This window comes from Sphingomonas sp. 67-41, from assembly GCF_001899725.1.
GTDB lineage: Bacteria > Pseudomonadota > Alphaproteobacteria > Sphingomonadales > Sphingomonadaceae > Sphingomonas > Sphingomonas leidyi.
In genome coordinates this window covers 1-14,027 of record NZ_MKWJ01000004.1, presented here as the reverse complement: position 1 = coordinate 14,027, position 14,027 = coordinate 1, and the positions used below count along the sequence as shown (strand labels likewise).

Below are 14,027 nucleotides of genomic sequence, written 5' to 3'. Positions count from 1 at the left end.
TCCCATGTCCGACAATCTCTTGAAGCTCGTCGCACGCATCCTGCTCGCGGTGCTGTTCGTCGTCAGCGGCTTCGGCAAGCTCACCGACCCCTCGGCGGTCGCCGGGATGCTGGGCAGCCTCAAACTGCCTGGCGCGACCGCCCTGACCTATCTCGTCGGTCTCGGCGAAGTCGTCGGCGGGGTCGCGATCGTCACCGGCTATCATCTGCGCGCCGTCGCGCCGCTGCTTGCAGCCTGGTGCGTGGCCACGGGCCTGATCGTCCATCTCGGCATGCCGATCGATCTCATGAAGAATCTCGGCCTTGCCGGCGGCTTTCTTCTGCTCGCAACGACCGGTGCCGGATCGTTCGCCATCGAGCGCCGTGCGCGCCCGGCCAAAGCCTGAACCCTCCAGAACCGGAGTATCCTGTCATGTCATCGCAAACCGCACTCGCCATATCCGCTGCCATTCCCTCCCCGCGTGAGGTCGTCCATCGCACGCGAGGACGCGGCGGCGGCCCGATCACCCGGCTGATGAGCCCGTCGGACCTTGGCCAGTATCTCAAGCCGTTCGTCTTCCTCGACCTGGTCGACGCGCCGTCTTCGATCGCGAGCGCCGGCAATCTCCACCCGCATTCGGGCATCGCCACCGTCACCGTGCTCACCGAAGGCAATCTGCGCTTCGACAAGGGCGACTGGGGCACCGGCCTGCTCGACTATGGCGGCGTCGAATGGATGCGCGCCGGCAGCGCGATCTGGCACGGCGACGAATATCGCCCCGACAGCGCAGCCCGCTTCAAGGGCTTCCAGCTCTGGGTCGCCCTGCCGGAAGCGATGGAGATGCGCGAGCCGGAATGGCAGTTCGTCGAAGCGAGCGGCATCCCGGCCATGGGTCCGGCACGTCTCATTGCCGGCGCCTATCTGGGTGAAAGGAGCCCGATCCGCTCGTTCGACGGCCTCAATTATCTGCTGGTGACGCTCGCCCCCGGCGAGGCATGGACCTATGAGACGCCGGAGGGTCACGAGGTCGGCTGGCTCAGCCTCTCGCACGGCTCCCTGGTGGGTGCCGACACCTATCATGCCGGCGAGATGATCGCCTTCGACCGGAGCGATGCTCCGATCGCCCTGCGCGCCGGCCCCGAGGGCGCGACATTCGTGCTCGGATCCGCCGTGCCGCACCCGCACGAACTCGTGCTGGGCTATTACTCCGTCCACACGTCCGCGGCGAACCTGCAGGCCGGCGAGGCACGCATCGCCGAGGTCCGGCATCGCTACGCCTGACCGCCAACCCCCAATCGCTTGCTTCGATCACAGGAGAGATGACCATGCTTATCGAGGACATTCTTCGCCACAAGGGCCGCCGCGTCATCAGCATCGCGCCCCACAGCGAACTGGCAGTGGCCGTAGAAATAATGACCCGGGAACAGGTTGGCGCGCTCGTCGTGCTCGACGACGCGGACCGGCTGCTCGGCATCGTCTCGGAACGCGATATCGTCCGGGCGACGGCGACGGCCGGCAAGCTGGCTCTCTCGCTTCCGGTCCAGGGAGTGATGACCAGAGGCAGCCCCGACGCCGACCCGCGCGATACCGTCGCCGATGCCATGCGCGTGATGACCGCCAGCCGGACCCGGCATCTCCCGGTCACCTATGGCGGGCGCGTCGTCGGCCTGGTCAGCATCGGTGACGTGGTGAAGTCGCGGCTGCAGGAAAAGATCGAGGAGAACGCAGTCCTGCAGGACATGGCGCGGGCACGTCTGGCCGCTGCGTGAGGCGGAACGAGACGGCATCGGACCCCGGGCCCGATGCCGTCTCGTTCCAGTCAGGACCGGTAGCGCTCAGAACCGCCCGCGGATGCCGATGCGGAACTGGCGGTCGGAGATCTCATAGCCGTTCACTGCGTCGATCATCTGATTGTAGTTGGTGCGGCCCGACTTCTTGTAGAAAAGATTGGTCACCCCCGCCGACAGGGTTGCATATTTGGTGACCTTGAAGCCGATCGACGCATCGACCTGATCGTCCGACGAATACCAGTTCGGCCGCAGCTGGCCGGTCGCCGGCGTGGTGGTGAAGCTCAGCGCCGACTTGCTGCGCCAGTTATAGGCCACGCGCGCGGTGAACGGCCCCCGCTCGTAATAGAGGATGCCGTTATAGGTCGTCTTGGACAGGCCGAGCACGGGCTGGTTGTCCGACGACGAGGTGTCGATGAAAGTGGCGTTGAGCTGGGTGCCGAAGCCCGAGAGCAGGCCCGGCAGGAAGGTGAAGGCCTGCTGATAGTTGAGCTCGATGCCCTTCACCTTGGCGACGCCCAGGTTGATCGGCAGCGAACGCTGGAGCGGGCCGTAGGATTCGAAGCCGGGGATCACCTCGACGATGGTGGTGCGGGCCACCTGGTCGGTGATGTTCTTGTAGAAGGCCGTCGCCGAGGCGATGCCGCCGCCGGGGATGTAATATTCGAGCGAAGCGTCGAGCTGGTCCGCGCGGGTCGGCCGCAGGTTCGAATTGCCGCCCGACGCGGTGCCCAGCGGCCCGTTGACCGCGAGCCGCGGCGCCAGATCCTGCAGCTTGGCGCGCGACATCACCTTGGAGGCCGCAAGGCGCAGCACCAGGTCGCGCGCCAGCGAGAACTTGATGTTCGCGCTCGGCAGCAGGTTCGAATAATGGCTGGTGTCGTGGCGCGGCACCATCACGCCGCCGCCGACATCGGCAGTGGTGTCGACCGCAAAGTCGGTCCACACCGCGCGCAGCCCGATATTGCCGCGAAAGCCGATACCGAGCAACTCGCCATCGAGATTGGCGCGCCCATAGACCGCCTTGGTCTTCTCGCTGATATAGTAGCTGGTCGTCGGCCGCGGGCGGGTCGGGCGATAGTTGGAGAGCAGCAGCGAATCGTCGCCGGTGCCGCCGGCATAGACGTCGGGCACCAGGAACAGGCTGGGGAAATTGCCCGTCGCGCCGGGATAGCCCGGGTTGTTCGACAGGACGAAATAGGAGTCCGGCAGCGTCGCGATGTTCGGGTTGGTCGCGTTCAGCTTGGCCTGATAATCCCGATAGTCCGAGGTCAGATCGGCATAGCGACCGCCGAACTGGAGCGATTTCAACATGCCCCAATCGAGATCGTAGCTGCCGTCGAGCCGATAGGCGGTCTCGAGCGTGTGGACGATCGTATCGTTCGCCGCGCTGTTCGAGCGGGTGGGATAGGATGCGCGCGCGGTGAGGTCGAAGCCGGCGGGCAGCGTGATGTTGGGCACGTCGCCGGTGCGATAGTCATAGTTGATCGTCAGCCCGCGCGAAGCCAGCTCCATGAAGTCCTGGCGATAGGTATAGTCGCCCACCGACTTGCCGAAATCGGCCTTCAGGTTGAGCCGCCCGACCTTCCAAACCGCGCCACCGCCGGCGACCAGCGAAGTGGTCGGCTCGTTGCGCTCGACCCCGCCGACGCGGACGCGCTGGTTGGTCAGCGTGCCGGCGACCACGTAATTGCCCTCCATCACGCCGTTGGTGAGCGTCGAGGCATTGGCGCCGGTATCGGTCGTCTGGATCGCGAGATATTCGATGTGCCGCTGCGTCTCGAGATGCGTGTAGAGCGCATCCGCGTAGAGCATCAGATTGTCGGTCGCCTGGAATTGCAGCGTACCGCCGGCGCCGAAGCGCTTGCGCTTGATGCGATAGAATTCCGAACGGGCGATCTGCGGGGTGTAGTCGAGCTGGCCGTCGCCGTTGAAATCGGTCTTCATGCCGGTGGTGGTGCCGGGATTCCACACGCCGCGGATGAACTGCGACGAGCCGATCTCGCGATCCGAATAGGCGACGTTCACGGCGACGCCGAGCCGGTCGTCGAGCAGCCGGGTGGTGCCGAAAAGCGCCAGGTTGTAGCCGTTGCGGTTCCGGGCGAGATTCGTGTTGGTGTACTCGGCGAGATAGCTGATCGTCGGCTTCTTGAAGTCGAACGGGCGCGGCGTCGTCATGCTGATGAAGCCGCCCAGCCCGCCTTCGATCTGGTCCGCGGTGGGCGACTTGTAGACCGACAGCCGGCTGAACAGAGTCGAGGACTGCTGCTCGAGACCGGTGGAGCGCCCCGAAGGGTCCGAGCCGGTGGGGCCGACCGAAATGCCGAGGTTCGAGCGGCCGTTGAGCTCGACGCGAACATTGGAAAGGCCGCGCACCGTGACCTGGGCGCCTTCGCCGAAATTGCGCTCGATCTGCACGCCGGGCACGCGCTGGAGATTCTCGGCGACATTCGCATCGGGCAGCTTGCCGAGGTCTTCGGCGGCGACGATGTCCGCCACCTGATCGGCGTTCCGCTTGGCGTTGACCGCGGACTGGATCGACGCGCGCACGCCGGTGACCACGATCGAGTCGCTGGCCGGATCGGCGGCGGGAACGCTCTTCGGCTCCTCGGCCTGCTGGGCCTGCGCCACGGCCGGAACGGCCAGGGCGATGCAGGCGATCGACGAGAGCATGGTGGCTTTGACGGACATGAGACCTCCCCAAATGGCCGCACTTCCGGCGGCTCGTTTGACGACTCGTTATCCATCCAAATCGGAGCTGTCTAGTATGTTCATCATGTCATCATACCATTTTACGTGACGGGCCGGGGCGTCGCTGCTAGGCGGATTCGGACAAGACGAGCCAATCGTCGCTACAGGGAGTGGGAAGCGATGGAAGTTCCGGAGATGCACGAAGGCCGGCGCACGACGCGGCGGGAGATGCTGCTCGCGGCGGGGGCGACCTGCCTGGTCGCCGCCGCGCCGCAGACCATCCCCGCGGCCGATGCGGACGGGGTGCCCGACGTTGCGGGCAAGGACCGGAGCTGGGATGCGGATATCGGCATGCTCGGCGAAAAGTCGGGCGGCCAGGGCTATTCCACACGGCTGCCGCGCGGCACCTGGGTGCACGCCTCGCGCTCCAATCTCGATTATGCGCAGCGCCTGCTCGATACCGGATCGGCCGCCGGGCTCGCCCGGGCCGAACTGGTGATCGGCAAGGTGATCGCCCTGCAGGACATCGATCCGGCGAGCCCCACCTATGGCATCTGGTCCTATTATCGGGAGGAAACGCTCGCCCAGATGGATCCGCCCGACTGGAACTGGGCGGACTTCAACGGTGCGCGGCTGACCGCGATGATCGGCCGGCACGGCGACAGGCTGAACCCTGCCCTCGCCGCGGACATGCGCAAGGCGATCGGCCGCGCGGGCGAGGCGATCATGCGCCGCGATGTCGGCCCCGCCTATACCAACATCTCGGTGATGGGCGCGCGGGTGACGCTGGCGGCGGGCGAGCTGATGCGGGACCCGAAGCTGCTCGCCTATGGTCGCAAGCGGCTGCTCGGCCTGCTCGACTACACGCGCGAGCAAGGTTCGTTCAACGAGTATAACAGCCCGACCTACACCATCGTCGCGCTCGAGGAGGTCGAGGCGATCCTCTCCTTCGTGCACGATGCGCAGGCGCGTGCCGCCGCGGCCGAGCTGCACCGCATCACCTGGGAGATGATCGCCAGCCATTGGCATCCCGGCACCAACCAATGGGCCGGCCCGCATTCGCGCGCCTATTATGACCGCACGCCCAATCCCACGCTGGACGGGCTCTCGGCCAGGCTCGGCCGCCCCCTGCGCCCCGGCGTGGCGGTGCCGCCGCGCGAAGTGCCGATGCTGCCCTGCCCGCCCGCGCTGGCGCCGCGCTTCGCGGCCCTGCCCGAGCGCGAGACAGAGGTGCGCCAGCGCTTCATCCGGGCGGCGGACGATGCCCAGTCGGTCCGCGGCACGACCTGGCTGGACGATGCCGCCTGCCTGGGCTCGGCCAATGCCGAAAGCTTCTGGACGCAGCGCCACCCGCTTATCGCCTTCTGGCGCACCGCGCGGCGCGGACCGACCCCGGTGTTCCGGGTGCGCTGCGAGAAGGATGGGCGCGATTTCGCCTCGTTCGGCATGGTCGCGGCGCAGCGCGCGCAGCGCGTGCTGATGTCGGCGCATCCGATCGCCAATTCGGGCGACTGGCACATCACGCTCGATCGCGCCGCCAGCTTTCCCGGGCAGGAACTGCAGCTGCGCTTCGTCCTGGACGGCCCCGGCGCCACGGCCCGCGCGCTCGACGAATATAGGGTCGAACTGATCGCCGGCGAATGGAAGGCCGTGGTCCATATGGGCCCGGCGATCTGGAACAACGGCGCCGGGGCCCAAGGCCGCTGGGCGATCGAGAAGCGCGAGGGCGCGGCGCATGTCGCCTATGTCGTGCCGCTGGGCGGCAGCATCGCACCGACTGCGCTCGGCCGCACCTCGATCCCCGCCGCGATCGAGATCCTTCCCGTCGCGGCCAGGCCGAGCAAGGACCGGATCGAGGTGACGCCGCATGCCGGCAGCCGCATGCTGCGCTGGAACGGCATCGAGCTGGTCGCGCCGGTCGGCCCGCCCCCGCCGATCGCGCGGATATCGTGAGCATGCCGGCACCGCGCTTCGCCGGGATCGATGCCGGCGGCACGAGTTTCAAGCTGGCGGTGGCGAGCGACCTCGACACCATCCATGCCGAGACTCGCATCCCGACCACGACGCCCGAGGAGACGCTCGACCGTGTCGGCCGCTGGCTGGCCGAGCAGGGTCCGCTCGCGGGCATGGGCCTGGGCGCGTTCGGGCCGGTGGGCATCGCGCCGGGGACAAATCACGGCCGGCTGTTCGTCACGCCCAAGCCCGGCTGGAGCGGGATCGACCTGCTCGGCCCGCTCGCTCGCCATGTCGATGCGCCGATCGCCCTCGATACCGACGTCAACGCCGCCGCGCTCGCCGAGCAGCGCCTGGGCGCGGGTCGGGGCGTCGAGAGCTTCGCCTATGTCACGATCGGCACTGGCGTGGGGCTGGGCCTGGTGATCGGCGGACGGACGGCCCGCAGCCGCCTGCATCCCGAGGCAGGGCATGTCTTCGTGCCGCATCATGCCGGGCGCGGCGATTTTCCGGGCGTCTGCGCGCTGCACGGCGACTGTGTCGAGGGCATGGCCTGCAGCGCCGCGATCGAGGGGCGCTGGGGTGCCAGCCCCGACAGCCTGCCCGATGGGCATCCCGCCTGGGAGATGCTCGGCCATTATCTCGGCCATCTCGCCCTGAATGCCGTGATGGTCGCGGGGGCCGACCGGGTCATCCTGGGCGGCGGGATCGGCACGCGCCCGATCCTTGCGATGCGGGTCACCCGCACGCTCGACCGGCTGATCGGCGGCTATGGCGCGATCACCGAGGCGCGGGGCGGCGTGGAGGCGATGGTGCGCACCGCCGCGCTCGGCCCGCGCGCCGGCATGCTCGGCGCGCTGCTGCTGGCGATGGACGCGGCGGCCTAGACCGCCGCCGCGGTACCTTCCCGATAGACCGGCGCCGCGCCGGGCACCTCGAGCTGGCCAGCCCAGAGCTTCGCCGGCGGCTGGCCGGTGAGATCGCCGACGACCGCCGCGGCCTCGCCCTTGGGCGGCGTGCGATCGCCCGCACGGAAGCGCGCAATCTCCGCCATCAGCACCGAATGGGTATGCTCGTTGAGCCGGAACCGCCGGGCGATGGGGATGCCGAGCGCCAGCGCCAGCAGCGGGCAGAGCGTGAGCGCGCCCAGGATCGCGAGCTGCGCACCGTGCGGCTGGCTCGCCGCCAGCGGCCGGAACCCGCCCGCTTCGAGCAGCAGCCCGACCAGCATCACCGCAAAGGCGCCCACGGCCTTGCGCACCATCGTCATCACCCCGGCGAAGATGCCCTCGCGGCGCTGGGTGCTGACGATCTCGTCGACATCGGCGACATAGTTGTAGGTGTTCCAGGGAATGTAGACGAGGCCACCGCGGCCGATCCCCGCGCACATCGCGACGGGATAGATCCACCAGAGCGGCGCCGGAAACCCGGGCAGCGCCAGTGCCGCCATCAGCAGGATGCCGATGGCGGAGAAGGCGGCGGCGAGCTGGAACGCCGGCCCCGGATGGAGCCGCACCGTCAGATGGACGAAGGTCGCCGCGGACACGAACTGAGTCGCGGTCATCACGCCGAGCACGGTCGAGGCGGTGGCGACGTTCGCGCCGAGCACGAAGACCACATAATAGCTGAGCACCGCGATCAGCACGTCATTGGCGGTGAAGCCGCTGAGATACATGCCGAGGTGCAGGCGGAAGGCGCGGATGCGCAGCGTCAGCGCGATGTTGCGGAAGATCTGCATCGGCCCGAACGGCGCCGGCGCGGGCACCAGCGCGTCCTCGGGCCGGCGCTCGCGCTCCCAGGTGAACAGATAGGTGGTCAGGATCGCGCCGATGAAGATCAGCGTGAAGATGCCGCCCATCAGCAGGAAGGTGTCCGCCGTGGCGTCCCTGGTGCCGCCGGTGATGAAGCGCGGCAGCACGCTCGCCAGGAACACCGCCGCCTGCCCGGTGAGGATGCGCGCGCCGGCAAAGCGTGCGCGGGTGCGATAATCGTCGGACATCTCGGCGGCGAGCGTCTCATACGGGATCAGCACCGCCGCATAGACGATCTCGAAGAACACATAGGTGGCGAGATAATAGAGATAGGTCTGGCCGCTCACCCACATCAGCGCGAAGCTGGGCATCAGCGGCAGCGAGAAGAGCAGGAACATCCGGCGCCGGCCGAAACGCCTGGCCAGCCGGCTATTGCCGATCGTGTCCGAGACATGGCCGATGAACGTGCCGCCCACCGCATCGAGGATACGGGCGATCGCGAAGATCGAAGTCGCCTCGACCGCGCTCAGCCCGCAGAAGCTGGTGTAGAAGAACAGGATCCAGCCGCCGATGACCGCCATCGCGCCGCTGCCGAACAGATCGGTGATGCCATAGGCGAGATAGGTATGGGGGCGGACCTGGCGCGGGGCACGGACGGCCGGCGCGCTCATCGATGCAGCCTCCGCGCTTCGTCGAGCGCCAGGATCGCCATCGCCTGACCATAGGGCATGGTGGTGATCGGGACCTGCTTATATTCCTCCACGGTCGCGAAGATCGGCGTGCCGAACGAGACCTGGGTGAGTTCGCCCTGTTCGTCGACATGGGCGATCACCGCCTCGGCCGCGCGCAAGCCCGTCGCGAGATAGTCGGCGGGCAACAGGCCAAGCCGCACTGCCTTGAGCACGCCATAGGCGATGCCGGCAGTCGCCGATGCCTCGCCATAGGATTCGGGATCGTCGAGGATCGTCGGCCACAGACCGTCGGCGCGCTGGCAGGCCCGCAGCGCCGCGACCTGCGCCTCGAGCGTCGCGAGCAGGAAGGCGCGCAGCCCGTCGCCTTCGGGCAGGTCGAGCAGCTCGACAAAGTCCGGGATCGCCATGGTGATCCAGCTGTTACCCCGCGCCCAGAGCGCGGCGGACAGGTGGTTGCGCCCGTCAAAGGTCCAGCCATGGAACCACAGCCCGGTCGCCCGGTCGGCGAGATATTTCACGTGCAGCATGAACTGCCGCTTCGCTTCCTCGACATAGGCTGGGCGGCCGAGCAGCAGGCCGATCTTGGCGAGCGGCATCACCGTCATCATCAGCGTGTCGTCCCAGAGCTGCTGATCGTTGGCGAGGTCGATGACGATGTGCTGGAAACCGCCTTCGTCGGTGCGCGGCAGCACGTGCATCGCCCATTCGGCCCATTCGGCGAGCAGCGGATGCCAGCTGTCGTCCGCGCTCCACTCGGCAAGGCAGGCAAGCGCGAGCATCGGCGCCATGGTATTGATCGTCTTGGTGACGGCCGGCTCGTCGAAGCGGCGGCGGAACCAGTGCTCGACATGGCCGCGCACCAGCGGATCGCGGCCGCGCTCGTACATGCGCGCCAGGCCGTACAGCCCCACGCCCTGGGTCCAGTCCCAATTGTGCCAGCTCTTGATGTCGTAGCGCCGGCCCTCGATCACGCTGACCAGGAATTCGCCGCCGGCATCCTCGATGCCGACCAGGCTGCGCACCAGCGCCGCCATCAGCGAATCGATCTCCGCGGCGCCGTGCCGCGCACGGAAGCGCTCCGTCCCGTCGGTCTGTGCGAGAGCGCCCTGTCCGTCCTGCATCCCGTCCTCCATTTTCGGCGGACCTAGACCCGATCGCGGTCGCTGTCCATGAACTTATAATGTCATCATACCATTTACCGGTGCACCGGGGGATGGTTGCGCGGGACGTGGCAACCGCGTTACTGGTCTGACCATATGGCGATAATCAAAATGCCCGAGCGCCGTTCGATGGCGGCAGACCTGGTCGACCAGCTGCGCGAGAAGATCCGCAGCGGCGAGCTGTCGCCCGGCGACAAGCTGCCGACCGAACGCGCCCTGGTGGAGGACCTCGGCATCAGCCGCACGGTGGTTCGCGAGGCAGTCGCGCGCCTCTCGGCCGAAGGCTGGGTGGAAGCGCGCCAGGGATCCGGCGTGTTCATCAAGGAGCCGCCCCAGGCCTTCCAGATCGACCCTAACGAGCTGGCCGATCTGCACGACGTGCTGCAGCTCCTCGAACTGCGCCTGGCGGTGGAAACCGAGATGGCCGGGCTGGCCGCCGAGCGGCGCACCGATGCCGACATCGCCGAGCTGGAGAAATGGCTCGAGATATTGCGCGATGCCAGCACGTCGGAGGATGGCGGCGTGAAGGCGGATGCCGCGCTGCATGCGAGCATCGCCCGCGCCACGGGCAACCAGTATTTCGTGCGCTTCGTCGAGTTCCTCGGCTCCAAGCTGGTGCCGCGGCGCGATGCCGCCATGGTGAAGCGCACCGAGGAGAAGCAGCGCCGCTACCTCGACACGATCCAGGAAGAACATGCCGCGATCGTCGACGCGATCCGTGACGGCGATGCCCGGGCGGCACGCAGCGCCGCGCGCCGGCATCTCGAGCGCAGCCTGAAGCGTGCCCGGCGCATCGCGGACACGGTGGCGGACCTGCCCGCCCTCGCCAGCTAGGCGGGATCCGCCGACGCGTCGCTGCGCGCGAGGAAATCTTCCAGCCGCGCCCGTGCATGCTCCAGATGCCGGCGCACCGCCTCGCGCGCGCCATCGACGTCGCGGCGGGCGATCGCATCGACCAGCGCGACATGCTCTTCATGCACCCGGGCAGTATAGGCGCCATCGTCCTCGGCCGACTGCCGGAGCAGCCCGCGCCGCGGCACCAGCCCCATTTCCAGGAATTCGAGGAACCGGCCGAAATAGCGGTTGCCCGATGCCCGGGCGATGACGCCGTGCAGCGCCTCGTCCGCGGCGCTGCCGTCGCCGGTCGTGGCGACGTCGAGCGCGATGCGCTGGATCAGCACGCGCATCTCGGCGACATCCGCCTCGCTGCGCCGACGCGCGGCCAGGCCGGCCATCTCGATCTCCACGGCAAGGCGCAGCTCGAGCAGCCGGCGCACCTCGACCAGATCGTCGAACTCGCCATGCGACACATGAAAGGCCGTGGTGCGGGGTTCGGTGACGAACACGCCCGATCCCTGGCGTGGCTCCAGCAGCCCCTCCGCAGTGAGCCGGGCGATCGCCTCGCGCACCACGGTGCGGCTGACGCCCGATCCCTCCACCAGCTCGCGCTCGGTGGGAATGCGATCGCCGGGGGCCAGCGCGCCCGATTCGATCTGGCGGCGCAGATGATCGACCAGCTCGGAGGCGAGCGACCTCTTCGGCCGCATCTTCAATTCCATCCGCTCCCCCTTGTGCCTTGTCGATCCGCGCGGGCTAGCCGAAATATTCATGCTTGTCACTGATTGTTCATGTCATATGATGACCTGATAAAAAGACGCACCACGGACGAGGACTCCTTCCCCATGCGCATGCTGATTGCCTCGATGCTTCTGGCGGGCACCGCCACCACCCTCGCCGCGGCGGGTCTCCCCACGCAGGAAAAGCCTGCCGCCACCAATCCCTGGGGCGCCGATCCGGCGGCGGGCGGGCGCGAGCTCGACGCGATGTGGCCGCGGATCGCCCAGCCGGACGAGCAGGTCGGCATCCGCGGGGTCTTCCGCTTCGCGCTGGAAAGCGCCGGCCTGAACTGGCGCCCCGAGCGGATCGCGCCCACGCTCGATCTCGCGCGGCGCATGCAGGATCTCGACCCCGCGTCGAAGACCTATGGCAATTTCCGCTGGCGCTACGGCCAGAGCGGCGTGTTCGACGTGAACGGCGTCGAGTTCGGCATGTTCCAGGCCGGCCTCCTGCACCGCTTGTTCCGCGACCGACTGCCCGCCGATGCCCGGGCGAAGCTCGAGGCACTGATCGATACCGGCATCGCGGGCATGCAGCGCCATGCCGTGAAGCTCGACTATACCAACATCTACCTGACCCAGGCCGCCAACCTGATCCTGTGCGGCGAAGCCGTGAACCGTCCGGAAATCGCGGCGCAGGGCTATGCGCGGCTCGACGCATGGCTGGCCTTCACCGCCGAGCACGGCGTCACGGAGTTCGATTCGCCAACCTATTACGGCATCGACATCGAGGCGCTGGCCGCGATCGCCCGCCATGCGGCACGCGCGGAGGGGCGCGCTCAGGCCGGCGTGGCGCTGCGCTATTTCTGGGCGGACGTCGCGGCCAATTGGTGGGCGCCGGGCGACCGGCTTGGCGGCGCCAACGCGCGCAGCTACGACTATCTCTGGGGCCGCGGCTATCTCGAGGCGCAGACCTGGCCCGCCGGCTGGCTGCGCGCCCGGCCGGAGCTGGAGGGCGCGGGCTGGATCAACGGGCCGCGCGCCAATCTGGTGTCGATGCTCGATGCCGCCGAATGGGGGCCGGACCGAGCACAGGCCGATGCGCTGCGCCGGCAGGTTCCACGCATCGTCGTGCAGAAATGGGGTGCCGAGCCCGAACGCCTCGCCATCCAATATGTCGGCCGATCCTTCAGCCTGGGCTCCGCCGGTGCCGGCCGGGGCGGCGATGATCGGATGTTCGTCGGCAATATCGGCGACACGCCCGACTTCACGCAGATGATCCTGTTCATGGACGGCCGCGGCGACCCCTTTGGCCGCAACAAGCAAGCCGAACGCCAGGGCGCAATGAAGGCGCTGCACCTGGTGCCCTTCCTGGCGACCGTCCAGCGCGGCCCGGAGATCCTCCAGCTGCTCGCCGCCGGCCCCGGCGTCCGCATGAACAACGGCGATGGGCTCGAGCGCCTGCTCACCCAGTTCACCATCCCCAGCCAGGCGGAGATCTGGGTGGACGACAAGCGCGTCCAGGCGGGCACGCCCAAGGTACCGATGCGGATTCCCGCGGGCGCCCTGATCTCGGTCCGCTGGAAGGATGCGGTGATCGGCGTGCGCATCCTGCTTGCAACCGCCGCCACCTCGGCAGGCGGCGACGCGGCGATCGAACTGGTCCGCGAAAGGCCCGGCGACCCGGCTTCCCGCCTGACCATCGTCCATGCCGCCCAGGCGCCAACCGGACCGGGGCTCGCGGCGCTGTGGCTGCGCGGCGCCGAAGGGATCGATGCGCAGGCCTTTGCCCGCTGGCGCAAGGCCTTCGCCGGCGCCGATGCCCGTGCCGAACAGCAGGATGGCATAGTACGTCTCGACGTCGCCGGGGCGCAGGGCCGAATGCGGCTCGAGGCGGCGCCCGCCCTTGGGAAGCGCATTCTCGCCGAAGGCGGCGAACCTGCCCCGAAGCTCCTGAGCGTGAACGGCAGGGAGATCGGATACCCGATCCTGGCGCGTGCCCCCCAGAGCGCCGGTCCCTAGCCCGGATGACCCGATATGATTCCGGGACAGTTTCCGGAAGCGCCGATCGGGCAAGAAAAAACCCGCCAAGTCTTTGGACTTGCGGGGTTTGTGCGTGCGGTTGGTTGCGGGAGTATGCAACCATCCTTACATGCGGGCCGGCACTCGCCTCCTCGGATCAGCCGATGTTATGGAAGTCGCCAGGAAGATAAGTGAGCTCCCACAAACGAGCTTGTTGTTCCACGCGGTTGCCTAGGCCTATCCAAGCAAGATCATGCCAACAGTCTTCATAACGGCTGGGCTGCGAGCTCCGACGTAGTCGGCTCAATGCCTGAAATTGGGCCGTTTGCGGACAGGCGGCTTACAGCCGTTCGACACGGGAAAGCTGCCTTCGCAGGTCGATCCCCAGTGACGTGCTCCCCAAAACTCCTCCAGTCATAACTGGAGTCCGGGGTTA

Annotated in this window: 11 protein-coding genes; 7 read left to right on the top strand and 4 right to left on the bottom strand. The window is 67.9% G+C overall.

The features are described 5' to 3' along the window. The first annotated feature begins 4 nt into the window (after positions 1–4). From BGP17_RS01920 to BGP17_RS01910, 3 genes are all read left to right on the top strand, one after another. The gene (locus BGP17_RS01920; protein WP_167299281.1) at positions 5–385 is read left to right on the top strand and encodes a DoxX family protein; all 381 of its coding nucleotides are present in this window, start codon (positions 5–7) and stop codon (positions 383–385) included. Positions 386–513: 128 nt separating this feature from the next. Next, on the top strand, positions 514–1,260 hold the full coding sequence (locus tag BGP17_RS01915) for a pirin family protein (RefSeq protein ID WP_286710815.1): 747 nt from the start codon (positions 514–516) through the stop codon (positions 1,258–1,260). Positions 1,261–1,298: 38 nt separating this feature from the next. Next, the gene (locus BGP17_RS01910; protein ID WP_286710814.1) at positions 1,299–1,748 is read left to right on the top strand and encodes a CBS domain-containing protein; all 450 of its coding nucleotides are present in this window, start codon (positions 1,299–1,301) and stop codon (positions 1,746–1,748) included. Between the two features lie 66 nt (positions 1,749–1,814). On the opposite strand, the gene BGP17_RS01905 is transcribed toward BGP17_RS01910, so the two are convergent. After that, on the bottom strand, positions 1,815–4,457 hold the full coding sequence (locus tag BGP17_RS01905) for a TonB-dependent receptor (protein WP_286710813.1): 2,643 nt from the start codon (positions 4,455–4,457) through the stop codon (positions 1,815–1,817). A gap of 180 nt (positions 4,458–4,637) precedes the next feature. On the opposite strand from BGP17_RS01905, the gene BGP17_RS01900 reads away from it, so the two are divergent. Both BGP17_RS01900 and BGP17_RS01895 read left to right on the top strand, forming a co-directional pair. Continuing rightward, positions 4,638–6,410, top strand: a complete 1,773-nt coding sequence (locus BGP17_RS01900; protein WP_286710812.1) for a DUF8769 domain-containing protein — start codon at positions 4,638–4,640, stop codon at positions 6,408–6,410. Between the two features lie 2 nt (positions 6,411–6,412). Further along, positions 6,413–7,297, top strand: coding sequence for an ROK family protein (locus tag BGP17_RS01895; RefSeq protein WP_286710973.1), 885 nt, complete (start codon positions 6,413–6,415; stop codon positions 7,295–7,297). On the opposite strand, the gene BGP17_RS01890 is transcribed toward BGP17_RS01895, so the two are convergent. Both BGP17_RS01890 and bglB read right to left on the bottom strand, forming a co-directional pair. Beyond that, a complete protein-coding gene (locus tag BGP17_RS01890; protein WP_286710811.1) occupies positions 7,294–8,832 on the bottom strand; it encodes an MFS transporter in 1,539 nt (512 codons plus the stop codon). The two genes, BGP17_RS01895 and BGP17_RS01890, sit on opposite strands and share 4 nt — an antisense overlap. Next, on the bottom strand, positions 8,829–9,974 hold the full coding sequence (gene bglB, locus BGP17_RS01885; protein WP_286710810.1) for a beta-galactosidase BglB: 1,146 nt from the start codon (positions 9,972–9,974) through the stop codon (positions 8,829–8,831). The genes BGP17_RS01890 and bglB overlap by 4 nt, the downstream gene beginning before the upstream one ends. 150 nt (positions 9,975–10,124) lie before the next feature. Between bglB and BGP17_RS01880 the strand changes: the two genes are divergently transcribed. Further along, complete coding sequence (locus BGP17_RS01880) at positions 10,125–10,847, top strand: FadR/GntR family transcriptional regulator (RefSeq protein WP_167299289.1); 723 nt, start codon at positions 10,125–10,127, stop codon at positions 10,845–10,847. Here the strand turns inward: BGP17_RS01880 and BGP17_RS01875 are convergent. After that, entirely contained in the window at positions 10,844–11,572 is a 729-nt protein-coding gene (locus BGP17_RS01875) for a FadR/GntR family transcriptional regulator (protein WP_286710809.1), read from the bottom strand. The genes BGP17_RS01880 and BGP17_RS01875 overlap by 4 nt on opposite strands. A gap of 123 nt (positions 11,573–11,695) precedes the next feature. Here BGP17_RS01875 and BGP17_RS01870 point away from each other — a divergent pair, with 123 nt between their 5' ends. Beyond that, a complete protein-coding gene (locus BGP17_RS01870) occupies positions 11,696–13,591 on the top strand; it encodes a DUF8769 domain-containing protein (protein WP_286710808.1) in 1,896 nt (631 codons plus the stop codon). Positions 13,592–14,027 lie beyond the last annotated feature (436 nt).